The sequence below is a fragment of the Neorhizobium petrolearium genome, from assembly GCF_029854435.1.
In the GTDB taxonomy this organism is placed as follows: domain Bacteria; phylum Pseudomonadota; class Alphaproteobacteria; order Rhizobiales; family Rhizobiaceae; genus Neorhizobium; species Neorhizobium petrolearium.
In genome coordinates this window covers 1,464,988-1,481,345 of record NZ_CP123000.1, presented here as the reverse complement: position 1 = coordinate 1,481,345, position 16,358 = coordinate 1,464,988, and the positions used below count along the sequence as shown (strand labels likewise).

Genomic DNA, 16,358 nt, shown 5'->3' with positions numbered 1-16,358 from the left:
CCCTTCTGTCCTGGGGAGGCCCGATGAACACGTTTTTGCAAGTTCTCACCAACGGGATCATGCTCGGTAGCCTGTTTGCGATCGTCGCTGTGGGGCTGACCTTGATCTTCGGCATCGTCAAAGTCGTCAATTTCGCTCATGGGGAATTTCTCATGGTGGGCATGTATCTGACATACGTGCTGACGACCTGGATGGGGATTCATCCCTTTGCTACCGTCATCCTCGTCGCGCCAGCCCTCTTCGTCCTGGGTGCCCTGACGCAGCGGTTTTTGATTCAGCCGCTCATGTCTGCGGATGACGATCACATTCAGATCTTCGCGACCGTCGGCCTTTCCACAGCGCTAATCAACCTGGCCCTACTGATCTTCGGTGCCGACATTGCCAGCACGCCCGCAAGTGGGCTCCGCACGCCCTTGCAGCTTGGACCCGTACGCCTGCTGTCAGGGCAACTCGCAATCCTGATTGCTTCCGTTGCAATCGTCTTGGCTCTCCAGCTCTTCCTTTCCCGCACACAAACGGGCCGCGCCATCCGCGCCGTGGCTCAGAACCGCGCTGCCGCCCAATTGATGGGCATCAACGTCAACTGGATCTATATCCTGACGTTCGGCGTCGGCGCCGCCTGTGTCGGGGTCGCCTCGGTCCTCATCGCTCCTCTTTATCCCACGTCGTCGGGCATCGGCACATACTTCGTCTTGACCGCGTTTGTCGTCGTGGTGCTTGGGGGGCTTGGCTCGATCGGCGGGGCCTTCGCAGGTTCGATGATCATCGGCCTGATCGACAGCTTCGCCGGCTTTTATATCGGCTCCGACCTTCGTGAGGTCGCCGTCTTCAGCGTATTCCTCCTGATCCTCATCCTGAAGCCGTCGGGCCTGTTCAGCTCGCGTCTCAACCTTTCGCACGTGTCGCCATGACAGATATCTCCGCCACTTCCGCTCAGTCTCAGGCACTCTCGAATGGCCGGATGCTGAAAGCGCTTCCTCTCGCAGCGATCCTGGCGTCGCTGATCGTAATCCCCTTCATGGTTGGCGATCAGTTCGTCTACCATATCTTCATCACGATCTGCATCTTTGCAGCCTTGTCGACGGCGTGGAACATAGTGGGCGGCTTTGCCGGCCAGCTTTCGCTCGGCCATGCCATTTTCTACGGGATCGGCGCCTACACTGGCGTCATCCTCATGAACATGGGGATCAGTCCCTGGATTGGCATGTTTGCGGGAGCCTCGATTGCTGTGGTGGCCGCGGTGGTCATCAGCTACCCCTGCTTCCGCCTACATGGTCCGTTCTTCGCTCTTGCTACTATTGCGTTCTTGGAAGTGTTCCGAGTTCTCGCCCTTCATTGGCGTGACTTGACCGGCGGCGCCACCGGGCTGATGATCCCGCTGCAGATCGGCTGGGAATGGATGGTCTTCCGTGACCGCCTCCCGCAGTTGCTGATCGCATTCGGTATGCTCCTCCTGACACTGGCGGTCGCCTGGTGGATTCGCTCAAACCGCATGGGCTTCTACCTTGTCGCAACACGCGAAAGGGAATCGGCGGCGCTTGCCGCTGGTGTCGGTACAATAAGGGTCCGGCTCGCAGCCGTGGCGGTATCCGCCGCCCTCACCGCCTTTCTCGGCACATTCCATGCGATGTATCTGACCTTCATCGAGCCGGCTGCGATGTTCTCTCTGCAAACGTCGATCCAGATTGCCATGTTTGCTCTGATCGGCGGTTTGGGTACAGTATTTGGCCCCCTCCTCGGCGCCGTCCTTCTCGTACCGATCAGCGAGCTTGCGCGCGGCTGGCTTGGGGCGCATGCACTCGGTCTTCACGGCTTCGTCTATGGCGTCGTTCTGATGCTGGTCGTTCTGTTCATGCCGAACGGCCTGATGGGCCCAGTCTCCCGCTTCATGAAGCAGAAGCGGGAGCGCGGAGTGTCTGCCGGCACCGTTGCTGCCAGCCCGGCCGCGGCAACCCCAGCAGAACGGGCACCGATCGGTTCCGACATCATGCGTGTAGAACATCTGCAGAAGCGGTTCGGCGGCCTTCATGTCACCAATGATGTGAGCTTCACCCTCCGAGAGGGCGAAATCCTCGGGCTCATCGGTCCCAATGGCGCCGGCAAGACCACGGTCTTCAACATGATCTCCGGCTTCTTGAAGGCGGACAGTGGCTCGGTCACCGTTCGGTCGCCCGACGGCGGTTGGCAAAGTCCGATCACGCCTGGCGATTTCGCTGCGATCGGCGTGGGGCGCACGTTCCAAATCGTTCAGCCCTTCGCCGCGATGACCGTTGAAGAAAACATCATGGTCGGCGCATTCCATCGCTATTCGGACGTTGAGGAGGCCCGTGAGGTTGCGCGCGAAACGGCAGAGCGGATGGGGCTGGCACCATGGCTTAATGCGGAGGCACGCGGCCTGACCATTGGTGGCCTGAAGCGGCTGGAAGTGGCGCGCGTCATGGCCATGAAGCCACGGATCCTCCTACTCGACGAGGTCATGGCCGGAATCAATCAGACGGACGTACGCCGGGCAATCGATCTGATGAAATCTATCCGCGACAGCGGCGTCAGCATCGTCGCGATCGAACACGTCATGCAGGCCGTCATGTCTCTCTCCGATCGTGTCATCGTTCTCAACTCCGGCAAGATCATTGCCCACGGAGAACCCCGCGAGGTGGTCAAGGATCCCCTGGTCGTCGAAGCTTATCTCGGAAAGGAATTCATCGATGCTCAGGCTTGAGAACGTCCACGCCGGCTACGGCCCGACAACGATCCTGCACGATATTTCACTGACGGTTGAGGCCGGAGAAGTCGTAACAATCGTCGGCGCCAATGGCGCCGGCAAGACGACTACTTTGCGCACCATCGCTGGGCTTATCCGTCCGGCGGCGGGAAAGATCACGTTCGAAGGTGAGGACGTCACGCGGCTCTCCTCGCATGACACGGTGGATCGCGGTATCACCCTGATCCCGGAGGGGCGGCAGCTCTTCCCGGACATGACGGTCCAGGAGAACCTGCTGATGGGCGCCTATCGAAAGGCCGCCCGACAGCATAAGGACACGGCCTTGGAGGAGGTCCTGTCGCTCTTTCCGCGAGTGCGCGAGCGTCTTGCCCAAAAGGCTGGTTCACTGTCGGGCGGCGAACAGCAGATGGTCGCGATCGCTCGGGGCATGATGGCGCGGCCGAAACTTCTGATGTTCGATGAACCATCGCTCGGCCTGGCGCCTATCATCGTCGCACAGGTTTTCGAAGTCATTGAGACGATCGTGAAGACGGGAGCAACCGTCTTGATCGTCGAGCAGAACGTCTTCCATACGCTGAAAGCAGCCGACCGTGGCTACGTCCTCGAGAACGGCGAAATCGTTCTGGCCGACACGTCCGACGCACTCCTCCACAACGATCACGTCCGTCAAGCATATCTGGGAATCTGAAATGTCGAATCGGGAAATCAATCCGGAAGAAATCGCCACCAGACCAAGCCACGCAGGACGTCGGGTCTTGGTAACGGGGGCCGGACGCGGTATCGGGCGCGCTATTGCCCAACGCTTTGCGGCCCGTGGCGCAACCGTCGGCGTCGCCGACATGAACGAAGCCGACATCAACGAGACGGTGCGATCGATCCGTGGCAATCGCAAGGGGGCAGCGGTTCCACTGGTGCTTGATGTCTCCGATTACCCCTCGGTCGAGAAGACGCTTGCCCAAGCAGCAAGCCAGATTGGCGGCCCCTTCGACACAGTGGTGAACAATGCCGGAATTTCTCCGAAACATGACGGAGTTGCGCACAAGATCTGGGAGATGGAGCCCGACGAATGGAACCGGGTTGTTGCGGTCAACCTCTCCGGCTGCTTCAACACCATCCGCGCGCTCTCCCCCAGCATGCGGGACATGAAAGCCGGCTGGATCGTCAACATGTCGTCGGTCGCGGGCAAAACATACTCGCCCATCGTCGCCTGCCACTATGCTGCGACCAAATCGGCACTGATCGGCTTTACGAAGCATCTGGCCGCAGAACTCGGGCCATTCGGAGTGCGGGTCAATGCCATCGCGCCTGGGAGGATCGAGACGCCTATGGTTCGCGCGGTTGCGGGCGAGGTCAACGACGAACAGGTTCGGATGACGCCAATGGGACGATTGGGCGCTCCCGAGGAAGTGGCCGATCTCGCCCTCTACCTCACCTCGCCGGAAGCAAGCTTCGTCACCGGGCAGACTATCGACGTAGCCGGTGGCCTCTACATGACCTGAATGCGCAGGCCAATGGACACGTGTCGCTCAAGACAACGGACAGGACCTTCTCATGAACTCTCCGATCGTTGGCGAAGGCCAAGCGCTCCACCGGGGCTTCCTGCCACCCGTCACCGGACGCACCCGCATCTACGGCATCCTCGCCGACCCGATCTACCATGTGAAAACGCCAGAGGTGATGAACGCCCTGTTGACATCACGCGGCGTCGATGGGGTGCTCGTCCCTTTCCACGTCAAGCCCGATGGTTTGAAGACGCTCGTTGATGGCCTTCGGCGCATGGAGAACTTCGGCGGCTTCATCGCCACCGTGCCGCACAAGACGGACATGCTGGCGCTGTGCGACGAGGTCACGGGTGCCGCACGCAATATTGGGGCGGTGAACTGCGTTCGCCGTGAGGCGGACGGCCGCATGGTCGGCGCCATGCTCGACGGCATTGGCTTTGTCGAGGCCTTGCGCGTTGCAAATGCGGATCCTGCGGGGATGAGCGTCTACCTGGCGGGCGCGGGTGGTGCCTCCAGCGCAATCGCCTTCGCGCTTGCCGAGGCGGGGGTGGTTCACATCACAGTGGCCAACCGAACGATAGAACGTGCCAAGGGCCTCACCGAGCGTCTCAGAGCGGCCTATCCGGCACTCACGGTCGACACGGATGCTGATCGCATCGCGAACCACGATCTCGTCGTCAACGGCACCTCCCTCGGTATGCGTTTGAACGACGAGCCGCCACTCGATTTGTCAAGGCTGCGCGGGGACCAGCTTGTCGCGGATGCCATCATGGAACCCGCCATGACCCCGCTGCTCAAGGCGGCAGAGGCCAAGGGGTGCCGGATATTCCCTGGCAAGCCGATGCTGGAATCGCAGATCGTGCTGATGGCGCAGCATATGGGCGCGCTGGCATGACGGACCGAAGCCAACTTCTCTCGGCGCTTGCTGACGTCGTGGGCGGGCGCTACGTCCTGACTTCAAACGAAGATGTCGCGCCTTACGCAACGGATTGGAAGCGAAGCTCCACGGGTGTGCCGGCTTGTGTGGTACGGCCCGCCTCAACATCAGAAGTCGCCGGAGTTGTCCGGCATTGCCGTGAGCTCGGCTTCACCATCGTGCCTCAGGGCGGCAACTCCGGCCTTGCCGCAGGGGCCATTCCTGACAGTAGCGCAGGCCAGGTTGTCTTGTCTCTGAATCGCATGCGAGCAATCCGCTCTCTCGATCCGGTCGGCATGACGATAGAAGTAGAAGCGGGTGCGATCCTCCAGACCGTGCGCGAAAACGCTTCGGAAGTAGGTCGCATGCTGCCAATTGCCATAGCGGCTGAGGGCTCGGCCACCATCGGCGGGGTGATCGCCACGAATGCCGGTGGTCTCAACGTCCTGCGCTATGGGATGACACGCGACCTTACTCTTGGACTTGAAGTCGTTCTCGCCGATGGTAGCGTGGCAAGCGGCTTGCGTCATCTGCGCAAGGATAATGCCGGCTATGACTGGAAACAATGGTTCATCGGCTCGGAGGGAACTCTCGGCATCGTCACCGCCGCAGTCATGCGGCTCGTCACTGTGCCCCGCCACTCGGTCACGACACTCCTCAGCGTCACCAACCTTGACGCGGCGATTTCGCTTTTTGAACTCACTCAACAGGACATCGGCGAGGCGCTCTCGGCATTCGAGCTGATCTCGGCGCAATCGATCGATCTCATCGAGCGCTACGCCCAGTTAAAGAGCCCGATAGCGGCAGGTGAGTGGTTCATCCTGCTCGAAGCGACGTCCAGTTTATCCGGTCTACGGGATGCAGCCGAGGCGGTGCTTGCCGCTGGCTTCGAAATCGGATGGGTAGTTGATGGGGTTGTCGCGGAATCGGACATGCAGGCGCGCCAGATCTGGGCTTTGCGGGAGCACGTCACGGAGGCGGAAGCACGGCGGGGTTCGAGCCTGAAGCACGACATTTCCGTACCGCTCACGCGCATGGGAGCCTTTCTGGCTGATGCCGAGGCTGCATTGGAAACCGTGGCTCCCGGCGCCGGCCTAAACCTCTTCGGCCACCTGGGCGATGGCAATCTCCATTACAATGTCCTCTTGGAACCCGATCACGACCAACAGGCGATCAATCGGGTGGTGCACGATGTCGTGGTCAAGCACGGCGGCTCGATCTCCGCAGAACATGGATTAGGACAGTACCGCGTCGATGAATGGCTGCGTGTCGCCCCGGACGCCGACCTGCGTCTCGCTTCCACGTTGAAGACGGCGCTTGACCCAGACGGTCTGTTGAATCCCGGCAAGATCCTCCCTTCCAAACTCTCCCACTCCAAAGCGATCGGAGAAACGATTTGATGCAGCATGCCCCCGACTCGTTCGACTACATCATCGTGGGTGGTGGCACGGCTGGTTGCGTGCTCGCAAATCGTTTGACAGAGTCAGGAAAGCACACGGTCCTGATGCTGGAGGCCGGCAAGGCCGCCCGAAGCTTTTGGGTGGAGATCCCTGCCGGCTTCAGCAAGCTCCTCACCAACCCGGCCTTCAACTGGCGCTTTCAGACCGAACCTGAGGAAGCGACCGGCAACCGCATCATCTCCGTTCCGCGTGGCAAAGGGCTTGGCGGCTCCACATTGATCAACGGCATGATCTATGTGCGGGGCCAGCCGCAGGACTATGACGGTTGGGCGCAACAGGGCTGCCGGGGCTGGAGCTTTCAGGAGGTGCTCCCCTATTTCCGGAAACTTGAAGACTATGACGGTCCTGCCTCTTCGCTGCGTGCCCGAGGCGGTCCATTGCCGGTCACGCAGGTCAAGGAACGCCCTCTCATTGCCGAAGCCTTCATTGCCGGAGCGAGGAGTGCGGGCTTTGAGCGTAACGTCGACTACAATGGACAGAGTCAGGATGGCTTCGGCTACTACCAGGTGAACCAGCGGCGTGGCCGTCGGGTCAGTGCGGCCGCCGCTTATCTTCAGCCAGCGCTGGCCAGGCACAATCTGGACGTCCGAACCGACGCCCACGTGACCCGCATCCTTCTCGAGAACAGTCGCGCGACAGGAGTCGTAATACAATCGGGCAGCCGCTCCATTGAAATCCACGCACGCCGGGAAGTCATCCTTACCGCCGGCGCTGCTCAGACGCCGCAATTGATGGAGTTGTCTGGTATTGGCGATCCACGGGTCTTGCAGCCGCTGGGGATCGAAGTCCAACACGCCCTACCAGGAGTCGGCGCCAACTACATCGACCACTTTTGTACCCGCATGAATTGGCGCGTTAAGCGGCCGGTCACGCTCAATGAGCAGACACGTGGCATTAGGCTCGGGCTGGCGGTGACGCGCTACTTCGCGATGCGCAGTGGAATCCTGACACTCGGAACCGGTCTCGTTCACGGTTTCGTCCGCACCCGCCCCGGCCTTGAGGGGCCAGATGTCCAGTATTTCTTCATGCATGCGAGTTACGCCAATGCAGCCGAGCGTAAGCTTGACCGGCTGCCTGGCATGACCATCGGCGTCACCCAGCTTCGGCCGGAGTCCCGCGGAACCATTCATTCCAAATCTCCAGACCCCTTTGCGGCACCAGCCATCCGCCCTAACTTCCTGGCAACGGATGAGGATCGCCGGACGATCGTCGATGGAATGAAGATCGCGCGAAAGATTGTCGAAGAGGCTCCCATGGACGGTTTCCGCGACAAAGAAATGAGCCCCGGTTTGGATTGCAGAACGGACGAAGACTGGCTGAACTTCGCAAGACGTGACGGCCAAACTATCTACCATATCTGCGGCACCTGTCGGATGGGAACGGATGAAAACGCAGTCACCGACCCTAGTCTCAAGGTTCGCGGTGTCGACGGCCTTCGCATCGCCGATGCCTCGATAATGCCGACCATGGTCTCAGGGAATACGCAGGCCGCCGTTTTCATGATCGCAGAAAAGGCTGCAGACTTGATCCTTCAGGATGCAAGTTAAGGACCAGGTTGCGGCAAGCGCCCGCTTTGGACAACAGGAATCAAACCATGAAACTCAAGGATCAATCTCTCTTCCGTGAAGCCGCTCTCGTGGGCGGAGACTGGGTCGAGGCGGATGCGAACAGGCGCATTGCCGTCGACAATCCGGCAACCGGAGAGATCATAGGTCATGTGCCGAAGCTTGGGGCGTCGGACACCCGAGCAGCGATTGAAGCCGCCCGCACCGCTCAAAAGGACTGGGCCGCCCGCACCGCCAAGGAGCGCGCCGGCACCCTGCGCAGATGGTACGAACTGATGATGGAGAACAAGGAGGATCTCGGAAAGATCCTGACGCTCGAGCAAGGCAAGCCGCTCGCCGAGGCCATGGGAGAGATCGCATACGGCGCAAGCTTCATAGAGTGGTTTGGGGAAGAAGCTCGGCGTGTCTATGGCGACCTCATTCCAGGACACCAGCCCGACAAGCGGATCATGGTGATGAAGCAGCCTATCGGTGTCGTCGCGGCAATCACACCGTGGAACTTCCCGAACGCCATGATCACGCGCAAGGCCGGTCCCGCGTTCGCGGCTGGCTGCGCCATGGTGCTGAAGCCGGCGTCGCAGACACCGTTTTCAGCCATTGCTATCGCCATTCTCGGCGAACGGGCCGGGCTGCCCAAGGGGCTGTTCAGCGTCGTGACGGGCTCTGCACGCGAGATCGGTGGCGAGATGACCCAAAATCCGGTCGTGCGAAAGCTGACCTTCACCGGCTCGACCGAAGTGGGCGCAGAACTCTACAAGCAGTCGGCGCCGACCATCAAGAAGCTCGGCCTCGAACTCGGCGGGAACGCACCCTTTATCGTCTTTGACGACGCTGATCTCGATGCGGCGGTCGAAGGCGCAATCATCGCAAAGTTCCGTAACAACGGACAGACCTGTGTCTGCGCGAACCGCCTATACGTACAGGACGGCGTCTATGACGCGTTCGCGGACAAGCTGGCTGGCGCGGTCGGTAAGCTCGTCACGGGTAACGGCTTTGACGAAGGTGTCATCCTCGGGCCGCTGATCGACCAGGCGGCACTGGAGAAGGTCGAAGAACATGTGGCGGATGCCCTGAACAAGGGGGCCCGCACCATCACTGGAGGCAAGCGGCTTCCACTCGGGAAGGCTTTCTACGAGCCCACAGTGCTTGCAGATGTCACGGCGGATATGGCGGTCGCGCGGGAGGAAACTTTCGGACCGGTCGCCCCGCTGTTCCGCTTCCGGGACGAGGCAGACGTCATTCGACAGGCCAATGATACTGAATTTGGTCTAGCATCGTATTTCTTCGCAAAGGATATGGCACGGGTATTCCGGGTCGCAGAAGCTCTCGAGTATGGCATGGTCGGTGTGAACACAGGCCTGATCTCAACCGCCGAAGCCCCGTTCGGAGGCGTCAAGCTCTCCGGCCTCGGACGCGAAGGGTCGCGCTACGGAATCGAGGAATTCCTGGAGCTAAAATACGTCTGCCTCGGCGGTATAGCATGAGGTTGGCTGCTCCCCGTGATAGCGGCCCCTTTACTGCCTGAAGACGACCCGGTCAGCTTTGCACGCCTCCGGTAATATACGAGGGGTGGAAATGACAGCTTATGGCGGCTCTTTGATCTGAAGGCGCCAAGAAAGGGCCGAGCGCCTGGAGGCAGCAAGCCCAAGTCTTTCCTATTAGAAAACCGTTGCAAGAGCGGAAATAATTGCCGTCGGAACCGCATGGGCCGGATCGCGTCCTGCCTTGAGGCAGCACATCCCCTTTTGCTGCAAGACGACGAGGCTGTCGAAATCAAAACGCGGTCGAATTCAGCCGACCGAAGAGCACGCGGCGCTATCAGGCCTGGTGGGCGAACAATGACGACTTCCAATCCATGATCCAAAGCCTCACCGGTGCCGTTAGCAAGGCACAAGCCTCAAAACCCGCACCCCTTTCGCGCGAGCGGGCTCGTTCCAAGGCCGGAAGCCGTCGCGTGTGCGGCACTCGTCACCTGCACCGTTCCCATCGGCCATTTTGCAATCCACAGCCGCGAATCGCCGGCTTGCCAGGAAGCCGGGATTGCCGCTATTAGCGAGAGCCAACGAAAGCTCTCGCTGATTGGCTGAACCATGTCTCTTCCTGAAAAAGCATTCCCCGTCTCCTGGGATCAATTCCACCGCGACGCCCGGGCGCTTGCCTGGCGGCTCGCCGGTCTTAACCAGGAGTTCCGCGCCATCGTCTGCATCACCCGCGGCGGCCTCGTGCCGGCGGCGATCATCTCGCGCGAACTCAACATCCGCCTGATCGAGACCGTCTGCGTCGCCTCCTACCACGACTACGTCAACCAGGGCGAAATGGCCCTGCTCAAGGGAATCACTCCCGAGCTCACAAAAAACGAAGGCGCCGGCGTGCTCGTCGTCGACGACCTGACCGATACGGGCAAGACGGCTTCCGAAGTGCGCGCCATGTTGCCCAAGGCGCACTTCGCCTGCGTCTACGCCAAGCCCAAGGGCGTTCCGACTGTCGATACGTTCGTGACCGAGGTCAGCCAGGACACCTGGATCTATTTTCCCTGGGACATGGGCTTCACCTATCAGGAGCCGATCGCCAAAGGCGCCAAAGGCTGATTCTCCCCGCCTGCCCGAGTTCTAACGCCCTGTCGAGAACCCGCCCTGCCGCAGGCCGCGCGGGCTCTTCTATTCCTAGCGGGTGCAAAATCTCCCAGATGCCTCAATATGGTACGCCGGATTCCTGCAAATCCGGCTCAGCCGCGGGCCCGCGAAGCGTCCGAGCGTGAAAAAATTCGCCGGACGCCGTTGCGCAAGCTTCAAGCCATCCTCGCAATACCTTGAGATTCCTCGATTATTTTTTCTCCCCGTTATCCACAGCAGCAAAGCACAATATCTTGTGGTTATAAAACCGTAGCAATCTACGCCTTGACGAATCTCTCGCGTCGTCCGACAGTGTTCCTCATGTTGCGGCGGCGACTGGACCGGGGATAACGAGGCCGGTTCCTTTTCGAGTTGAACGGAAACGACAGATGGCAGATCGGCGGTGAAGAGCCGGCCTGCCAGAGGGCTTTCGTGCGCATCCGGATTTGCTCGCCAAAACTGCGATTGGGACTGGCAAAAAGAACCTGTTAATACTATATTTAGTGTTTGCAGCCAGCATTCATCGCAATATACAGGTAGGCATCCACGATGATTCACCTGGATGGAATTTCAACCGGCTGCACATGATGGCGTGCAGCGGGAGCGGATATTTGCGCCCCTGAGCAAGGGCCAACAGACGAGGGATTAAGGCAATGCGCATCGAACGTCGTTTCACCAAGCCAGGCCAGGGCGCCTATGCGGAAATCGAATTCCGCAAGGCCGTCAGCGAGATCAAGAATCCCGACGGTTCCATCGTCTTCAGGGCGGCCGACATCGACGTGCCGGCGCAGTTCTCCCAGGTCGCGACCGACGTTCTGGCGCAGAAATATTTCCGCAAGGCCGGCGTCCCGAAGATCCTGAAAAAGGTCGAGGAAAACGATGTTCCCTCGTTCCTCTGGCGTTCGGTCCCCGACACGGAAGCGATGAAGGCGCTGCCGAAGGACGAGCAGTACGGCTCCGAGACCGATGCACGTCAGGTTTTCTCCCGTCTTGCCGGCACGTGGACCTATTGGGGCTGGAAGGGCGGCTATTTCTCGTCGGAGGAAGATGCGAGCGCCTTCATGGACGAGCTTGCCTACATGCTCGCCACCCAGCGCGTCGCGCCGAACTCCCCGCAGTGGTTCAACACCGGCCTTTTCTGGGCCTATGGCATCGACGGCCCCGGCCAGGGCCATTTCTATGTCGACCCCTTCACCGGCAAGCTGACGAAGTCGAAGTCGGCCTATGAACATCCGCAGCCGCATGCCTGCTTCATCCAGTCTGTCGAGGACGACCTCGTCAACGAAGGCGGCATCATGGACCTGTGGGTCCGCGAGGCGCGCCTCTTCAAATACGGCTCCGGCACCGGCTCCAACTTCTCCATGCTGCGCGGCGAAGGCGAAAAGCTTTCCGGCGGCGGACGCTCCTCCGGCCTGATGAGCTTTTTGAAGATCGGCGACCGCGCCGCCGGCGCCATCAAGTCGGGCGGCACGACGCGCCGCGCCGCCAAGATGGTCGTCGTCGACATCGACCATCCGGATATCGAGGAATATATCAACTGGAAGGTCAAGGAAGAGCAGAAGGTGGCGGCGCTGGTCACCGGCTCGAAGATCGTCGCCAGGCATCTGAAGGCGATCATGAAGGCCTGCGTCAATTGCGAAGGCGGCACTGGAGAAGACTGCTTCGATCCGTTGAAGAACCCGGCGCTGAAGCGCGAGATTCGCGCCGCCAAGAAGGATCAGGTTCCGGAAAACTATATCGGCCGCGTCATCCAGTTCGCCCGCCAGGGCTACAAGGACATGGAGTTCAAGACCTACGACACGGACTGGGATTCGGAAGCCTATCTCACCGTCTCCGGCCAGAATTCCAACAACTCCGTCTCGCTGAAGGATGACTTCCTGCGCGCTGTCGAAAACGACGGCGACTGGAACCTCACCGCCCGCAAGGACGGCCGTGTGATGAAGACCCTGAAGGCTAAGGACCTCTGGGAGCAGATTTCCTATGCCGCCTGGGCGTCCGCCGATCCGGGCATCCACTTCAACACGACGATGAACGACTGGCATACGTCGCCGGCCGGCGGCCCGATCCGCGGCTCGAACCCGTGCTCGGAATACATGTTCCTCGACGATACGGCCTGCAACCTCGCCTCGATGAACCTGCTCGCCTTCAAGGATGCCTCCACCAAGCGCATCAATATCGCCGATTACGAACATGCCACGCGTCTTTGGACGATCGTGCTCGAAATCTCCGTCATGATGGCGCAGTTCCCGTCGAAGCGCATCGCCGAACTCTCCTACGAATACCGCACGCTCGGCCTCGGCTATGCGAATATCGGCGGCCTCTTGATGTCCACCGGCATTCCCTATGACTCGGCGGAAGGCCGCGCCATCGCCGGCTCGCTCACCGCGATCATGACCGGCATTTCCTACGCCACGTCGGCTGAAATGGCCGCCGAGCTCGGCCCCTTCCCAAACTTTGCGCCGAACCGCGACAACATGCTGCGCGTCATCCGCAACCATCGCCGCGCGGCCCATGGCGAAACCTCGGGTTATGAGGCGCTGTCGGTCAACCCGGTCGCGCTCGTCCATTCCGACAACCCGGACCAGGATCTCGCGGCCCATGCCAAGGCCGCCTGGGACAAGGCGCTCGAACTCGGCGAACAGCACGGCTACCGCAACGCGCAGGTCTCGGTCATCGCCCCGACCGGTACGATCGGCCTTGTCATGGATTGCGACACGACCGGCATCGAGCCCGATTTCGCGCTCGTCAAGTTCAAGAAGCTCGCCGGCGGCGGCTACTGGAAGATCATCAACCGCGCAGTACCCGAGGCGCTGCGCACGCTCGGCTATTCCGAAGCGCAGATCGCCGAGATCGAGGCCTATGCGGTCGGTCACGGCAATCTGAACCAGGCGCCCGCCATCAACCCCACCACGCTTGCTGCGAAGGGTTTCACCGCGGAAAAGATCGAAGCGGTCAATGCAGCGCTGAAGCAGGCCTTCGACATCAAGTTCGTCTTCAACCAGTGGACGCTCGGCGCCGACTTCCTGAAAGACACGCTGAAGGTCACCGACGCGCAGCTTTCCGACGTCAGCTTCAACCTGCTCGAACATCTCGGTTTTGCGAAGAAGGACATCGAGGCCGCCAACATCCATGTCTGCGGCGCGATGACGCTGGAAGGCGCGCCGTTCCTGAAAGCCGAGCACCTGCCGGTCTTCGATTGCGCCAATCCCTGCGGCAAGATCGGCAAGCGTTACCTTTCGGTCGAAAGCCACATCCGCATGATGGCGGCCGCCCAGCCGTTCATCTCGGGTGCAATCTCCAAGACGATCAACATGCCAAACGACGCGACCGTCGCGGACTGCGGCGCGGCCTACATGCTCTCTTGGAAGCTCGCATTGAAGGCGAACGCGCTTTACCGCGACGGTTCCAAGCTGTCGCAGCCGCTCAACTCGTCGCTGATCGATGAGGACGATGCGGACGACGCGATCGAGGAACTGCTCAGCCAGCCGGCTGCCGCCCAAGCGGTGCAGGTCACGGAGAAGATCGTTGAGCGGATCATCGAAAAGGTCGTCCGCTCGCAGGAAAAGCTGCCCGCCCGCCGCAAGGGTTACACCCAGAAGGCCAAGATCGGCGGCCACACGATCTTCCTGCGCACCGGCGAATATGACGACGGGCGTCTCGGCGAAATCTTCCTCGACATGAACAAGGAAGGTTCGGCGCTGCGCGCCTTCATCAACAATTTCGCGATCTCTGTCTCGCTCGGCCTGCAATATGGCGTGCCGCTCGAGGAATATGTCGACGCCTTCACGTTCACGAAGTTCGAGCCGGCCGGCATCGTCACGGGCAATGACGCGATCAAGAACGCCACGTCGATCCTCGACTACGTGTTCCGCGAACTCGCGATTTCCTATCTCGGCCGCCACGATCTCGCCCATGTGGACACGTCGGACTTTTCCAACACCGCGCTCGGCCGGGGTGTCTCGGAAGGCAAGGCGGACATCGTCTCCAAAGGCCTGACCCGCGGATACAAGCCCACGCTGGTGCCGAAGATCGGCGGCGAGCGCCCGGCCGCCTCCGAAGCCAAGGGTGCCGCGACCGCAGCGCCGGCGCGGGCTTCGGCCGGCGCGACCGTCACCGCCTTTGCCGGCGCTGCGGCCCGCAAGCTGGAGCCGACCGTCGCCGTCTCCACTTCGGAAGTGGTTTCCTTCAAGCGGGACTACGAGGAACGCGCCCGGGAGCTTGCCGAAGAGATCGTCGAGGAACTGGCAGAGGAACAGCAGGCGACCACCGGCCTCTTCTCCGATGCTGCAGCCGACGAAGCCGCAACCGCGAAGACCGAAGCCAAGAAGGTGGAGAACGAACGCCGCATGCGCTCCATCGCCCAGGGATATACGGGCAACATGTGCTCCGAGTGCCAGAATTTCACTATGGTAAGAAACGGCACCTGCGAGAAATGCGACACGTGCGGAAGTACAAGTGGGTGTTCTTGAGTACTCATCGTACTCGCGGCAACAGCAGTGAGAAACCGAACCTAGAACTGGCTAAAAAGGCGAAAAACGGCCAATTACTGGCCGATCTGGAAGCCAAAAGCGGCCAACGAGTTGGGACGGTCGCAAGTCCGGCAAATACAGGCGTTTCGACGCCTGTATTTGCTTAATTTTTTGTCTGCTCGAACGTCCTTCGATTGGATATCTCAATGGCTGTGTCCAGCCAGACGAATTTAAGTCGCGACTCCCGAGCAGGGGCGTACTCATCTCGACGAAGCCAAAGCCGCTCTCTCACCCATCTCGGTGCGGCCTGGAGGATTTCGCTCGCCGGATGATCTAGGTGTTGAAGACGTCCCTTCGAATCCGGCGAGCGAACACACTGTTGGAGATGAGATTCTCCAGTCTCCGAATACGTTTTGATAAGTCCGCTAGAGAATGAGGATCCGAGCGTCGACTACCGCCATACCAAGCTCCGTGGGTGCGCCCATGAATTGATGTATAGACGAAATAGCGCCAGTGGCAGGGTACGAAGTCAGGCCTACGCAGATGCACGATGTCGTCGTCCAGAAATGGCATGGCATCCCCCCCTCAGCGCCCTACTCGATACATCTTATAGTAGTGAATTGCATGTTTAAGGGCGCACGATGGGGCAAGCGAGCGACCCATTGGCTGCCGAAAGCAATGGCTGGGCACGCCCTCGAGGTGCCGGATCTTTTTCCAACTCCTCCTTGCACCAAGCCGTCCCGTGACATATCTGCATTATTAGATTTCAACGGATATTGAATCATGGATGACAAGCAGGCGCTAGCCGCCTTTGCGGCACTTTCACAGGAGACCAGGCTGAACGTAGTTCGCACGCTGGTCGTCGCTGGCGCTGACGGCCTGGCCGCTGGCAGGATCGCCGAGATACTGGGCACCTCCCCTTCCAATATCAGCTTCCATCTGAAGGAGCTGGAGCACGCGGGCCTGATCTCGATGCGGCGCGACAGCAGATCGCTCATCTACAGCGCCCGCTTCGACGCCATCGGCAACCTCGTATCATTCCTCCTGAAGGAATGCTGCCGGGGCCTTCCAGTCGATCAGGAACAACTTCCATCCCAGCAGGCATGAACAGC

At 60.4% G+C, this 16,358-nt stretch carries 11 protein-coding genes; all 11 read left to right on the top strand.

Going from position 1 to position 16,358, the window contains the following annotated elements; genetic code table 11:
• Window positions 1–23 precede the first annotated feature (23 nt).
• The gene (locus QEO92_RS07565; RefSeq protein WP_227702614.1) at window positions 24–911 is read left to right on the top strand and encodes a branched-chain amino acid ABC transporter permease; all 888 of its coding nucleotides are present in this window, start codon (window positions 24–26) and stop codon (window positions 909–911) included.
• Window positions 912–961: 50 nt separating this feature from the next.
• A complete protein-coding gene (locus tag QEO92_RS07560; protein ID WP_200883910.1) occupies window positions 962–2,719 on the top strand; it encodes a branched-chain amino acid ABC transporter ATP-binding protein/permease in 1,758 nt (585 codons plus the stop codon).
• Entirely contained in the window at window positions 2,706–3,410 is a 705-nt protein-coding gene (locus QEO92_RS07555; RefSeq protein ID WP_037146189.1) for an ABC transporter ATP-binding protein, read from the top strand. The genes QEO92_RS07560 and QEO92_RS07555 overlap by 14 nt, the downstream gene beginning before the upstream one ends.
• Before the next feature lies 1 nt (window position 3,411).
• Window positions 3,412–4,221 carry a 3-oxoacyl-ACP reductase FabG gene (fabG, locus tag QEO92_RS07550; RefSeq protein WP_037146187.1) on the top strand — a complete coding sequence of 270 codons (810 nt, stop codon included), beginning with the start codon at window positions 3,412–3,414 and terminating at the stop codon, window positions 4,219–4,221.
• Window positions 4,222–4,273: 52 nt separating this feature from the next.
• A complete protein-coding gene (locus tag QEO92_RS07545) occupies window positions 4,274–5,119 on the top strand; it encodes a shikimate dehydrogenase family protein (protein ID WP_227702613.1) in 846 nt (281 codons plus the stop codon).
• Complete coding sequence (locus QEO92_RS07540; protein WP_052182626.1) at window positions 5,116–6,540, top strand: FAD-binding oxidoreductase; 1,425 nt, start codon at window positions 5,116–5,118, stop codon at window positions 6,538–6,540. The genes QEO92_RS07545 and QEO92_RS07540 overlap by 4 nt, the downstream gene beginning before the upstream one ends.
• Window positions 6,540–8,147 carry a GMC family oxidoreductase gene (locus QEO92_RS07535; RefSeq protein ID WP_037146184.1) on the top strand — a complete coding sequence of 536 codons (1,608 nt, stop codon included), beginning with the start codon at window positions 6,540–6,542 and terminating at the stop codon, window positions 8,145–8,147. The genes QEO92_RS07540 and QEO92_RS07535 overlap by 1 nt, the downstream gene beginning before the upstream one ends.
• Window positions 8,148–8,194: 47 nt before the next feature.
• On the top strand, window positions 8,195–9,649 hold the full coding sequence (gene gabD / locus QEO92_RS07530; RefSeq protein ID WP_037146183.1) for an NADP-dependent succinate-semialdehyde dehydrogenase: 1,455 nt from the start codon (window positions 8,195–8,197) through the stop codon (window positions 9,647–9,649).
• 606 nt (window positions 9,650–10,255) lie between these two features.
• Window positions 10,256–10,753 (top strand): xanthine phosphoribosyltransferase, encoded by a 498-nt coding sequence (gene gpt / locus QEO92_RS07525; protein ID WP_210052691.1) that lies wholly within the window; start codon window positions 10,256–10,258, stop codon window positions 10,751–10,753.
• A 677-nt stretch (window positions 10,754–11,430) separates the two neighbouring features.
• Window positions 11,431–15,246: a vitamin B12-dependent ribonucleotide reductase gene (locus tag QEO92_RS07520; protein WP_227702612.1), complete on the top strand. Its 3,816-nt coding sequence runs from the start codon at window positions 11,431–11,433 to the stop codon at window positions 15,244–15,246.
• Window positions 15,247–16,029: 783 nt separating this feature from the next.
• Window positions 16,030–16,353: an ArsR/SmtB family transcription factor gene (locus QEO92_RS07515; protein WP_210052686.1), complete on the top strand. Its 324-nt coding sequence runs from the start codon at window positions 16,030–16,032 to the stop codon at window positions 16,351–16,353.
• The last annotated feature ends 5 nt before the right edge of the window (window positions 16,354–16,358 follow it).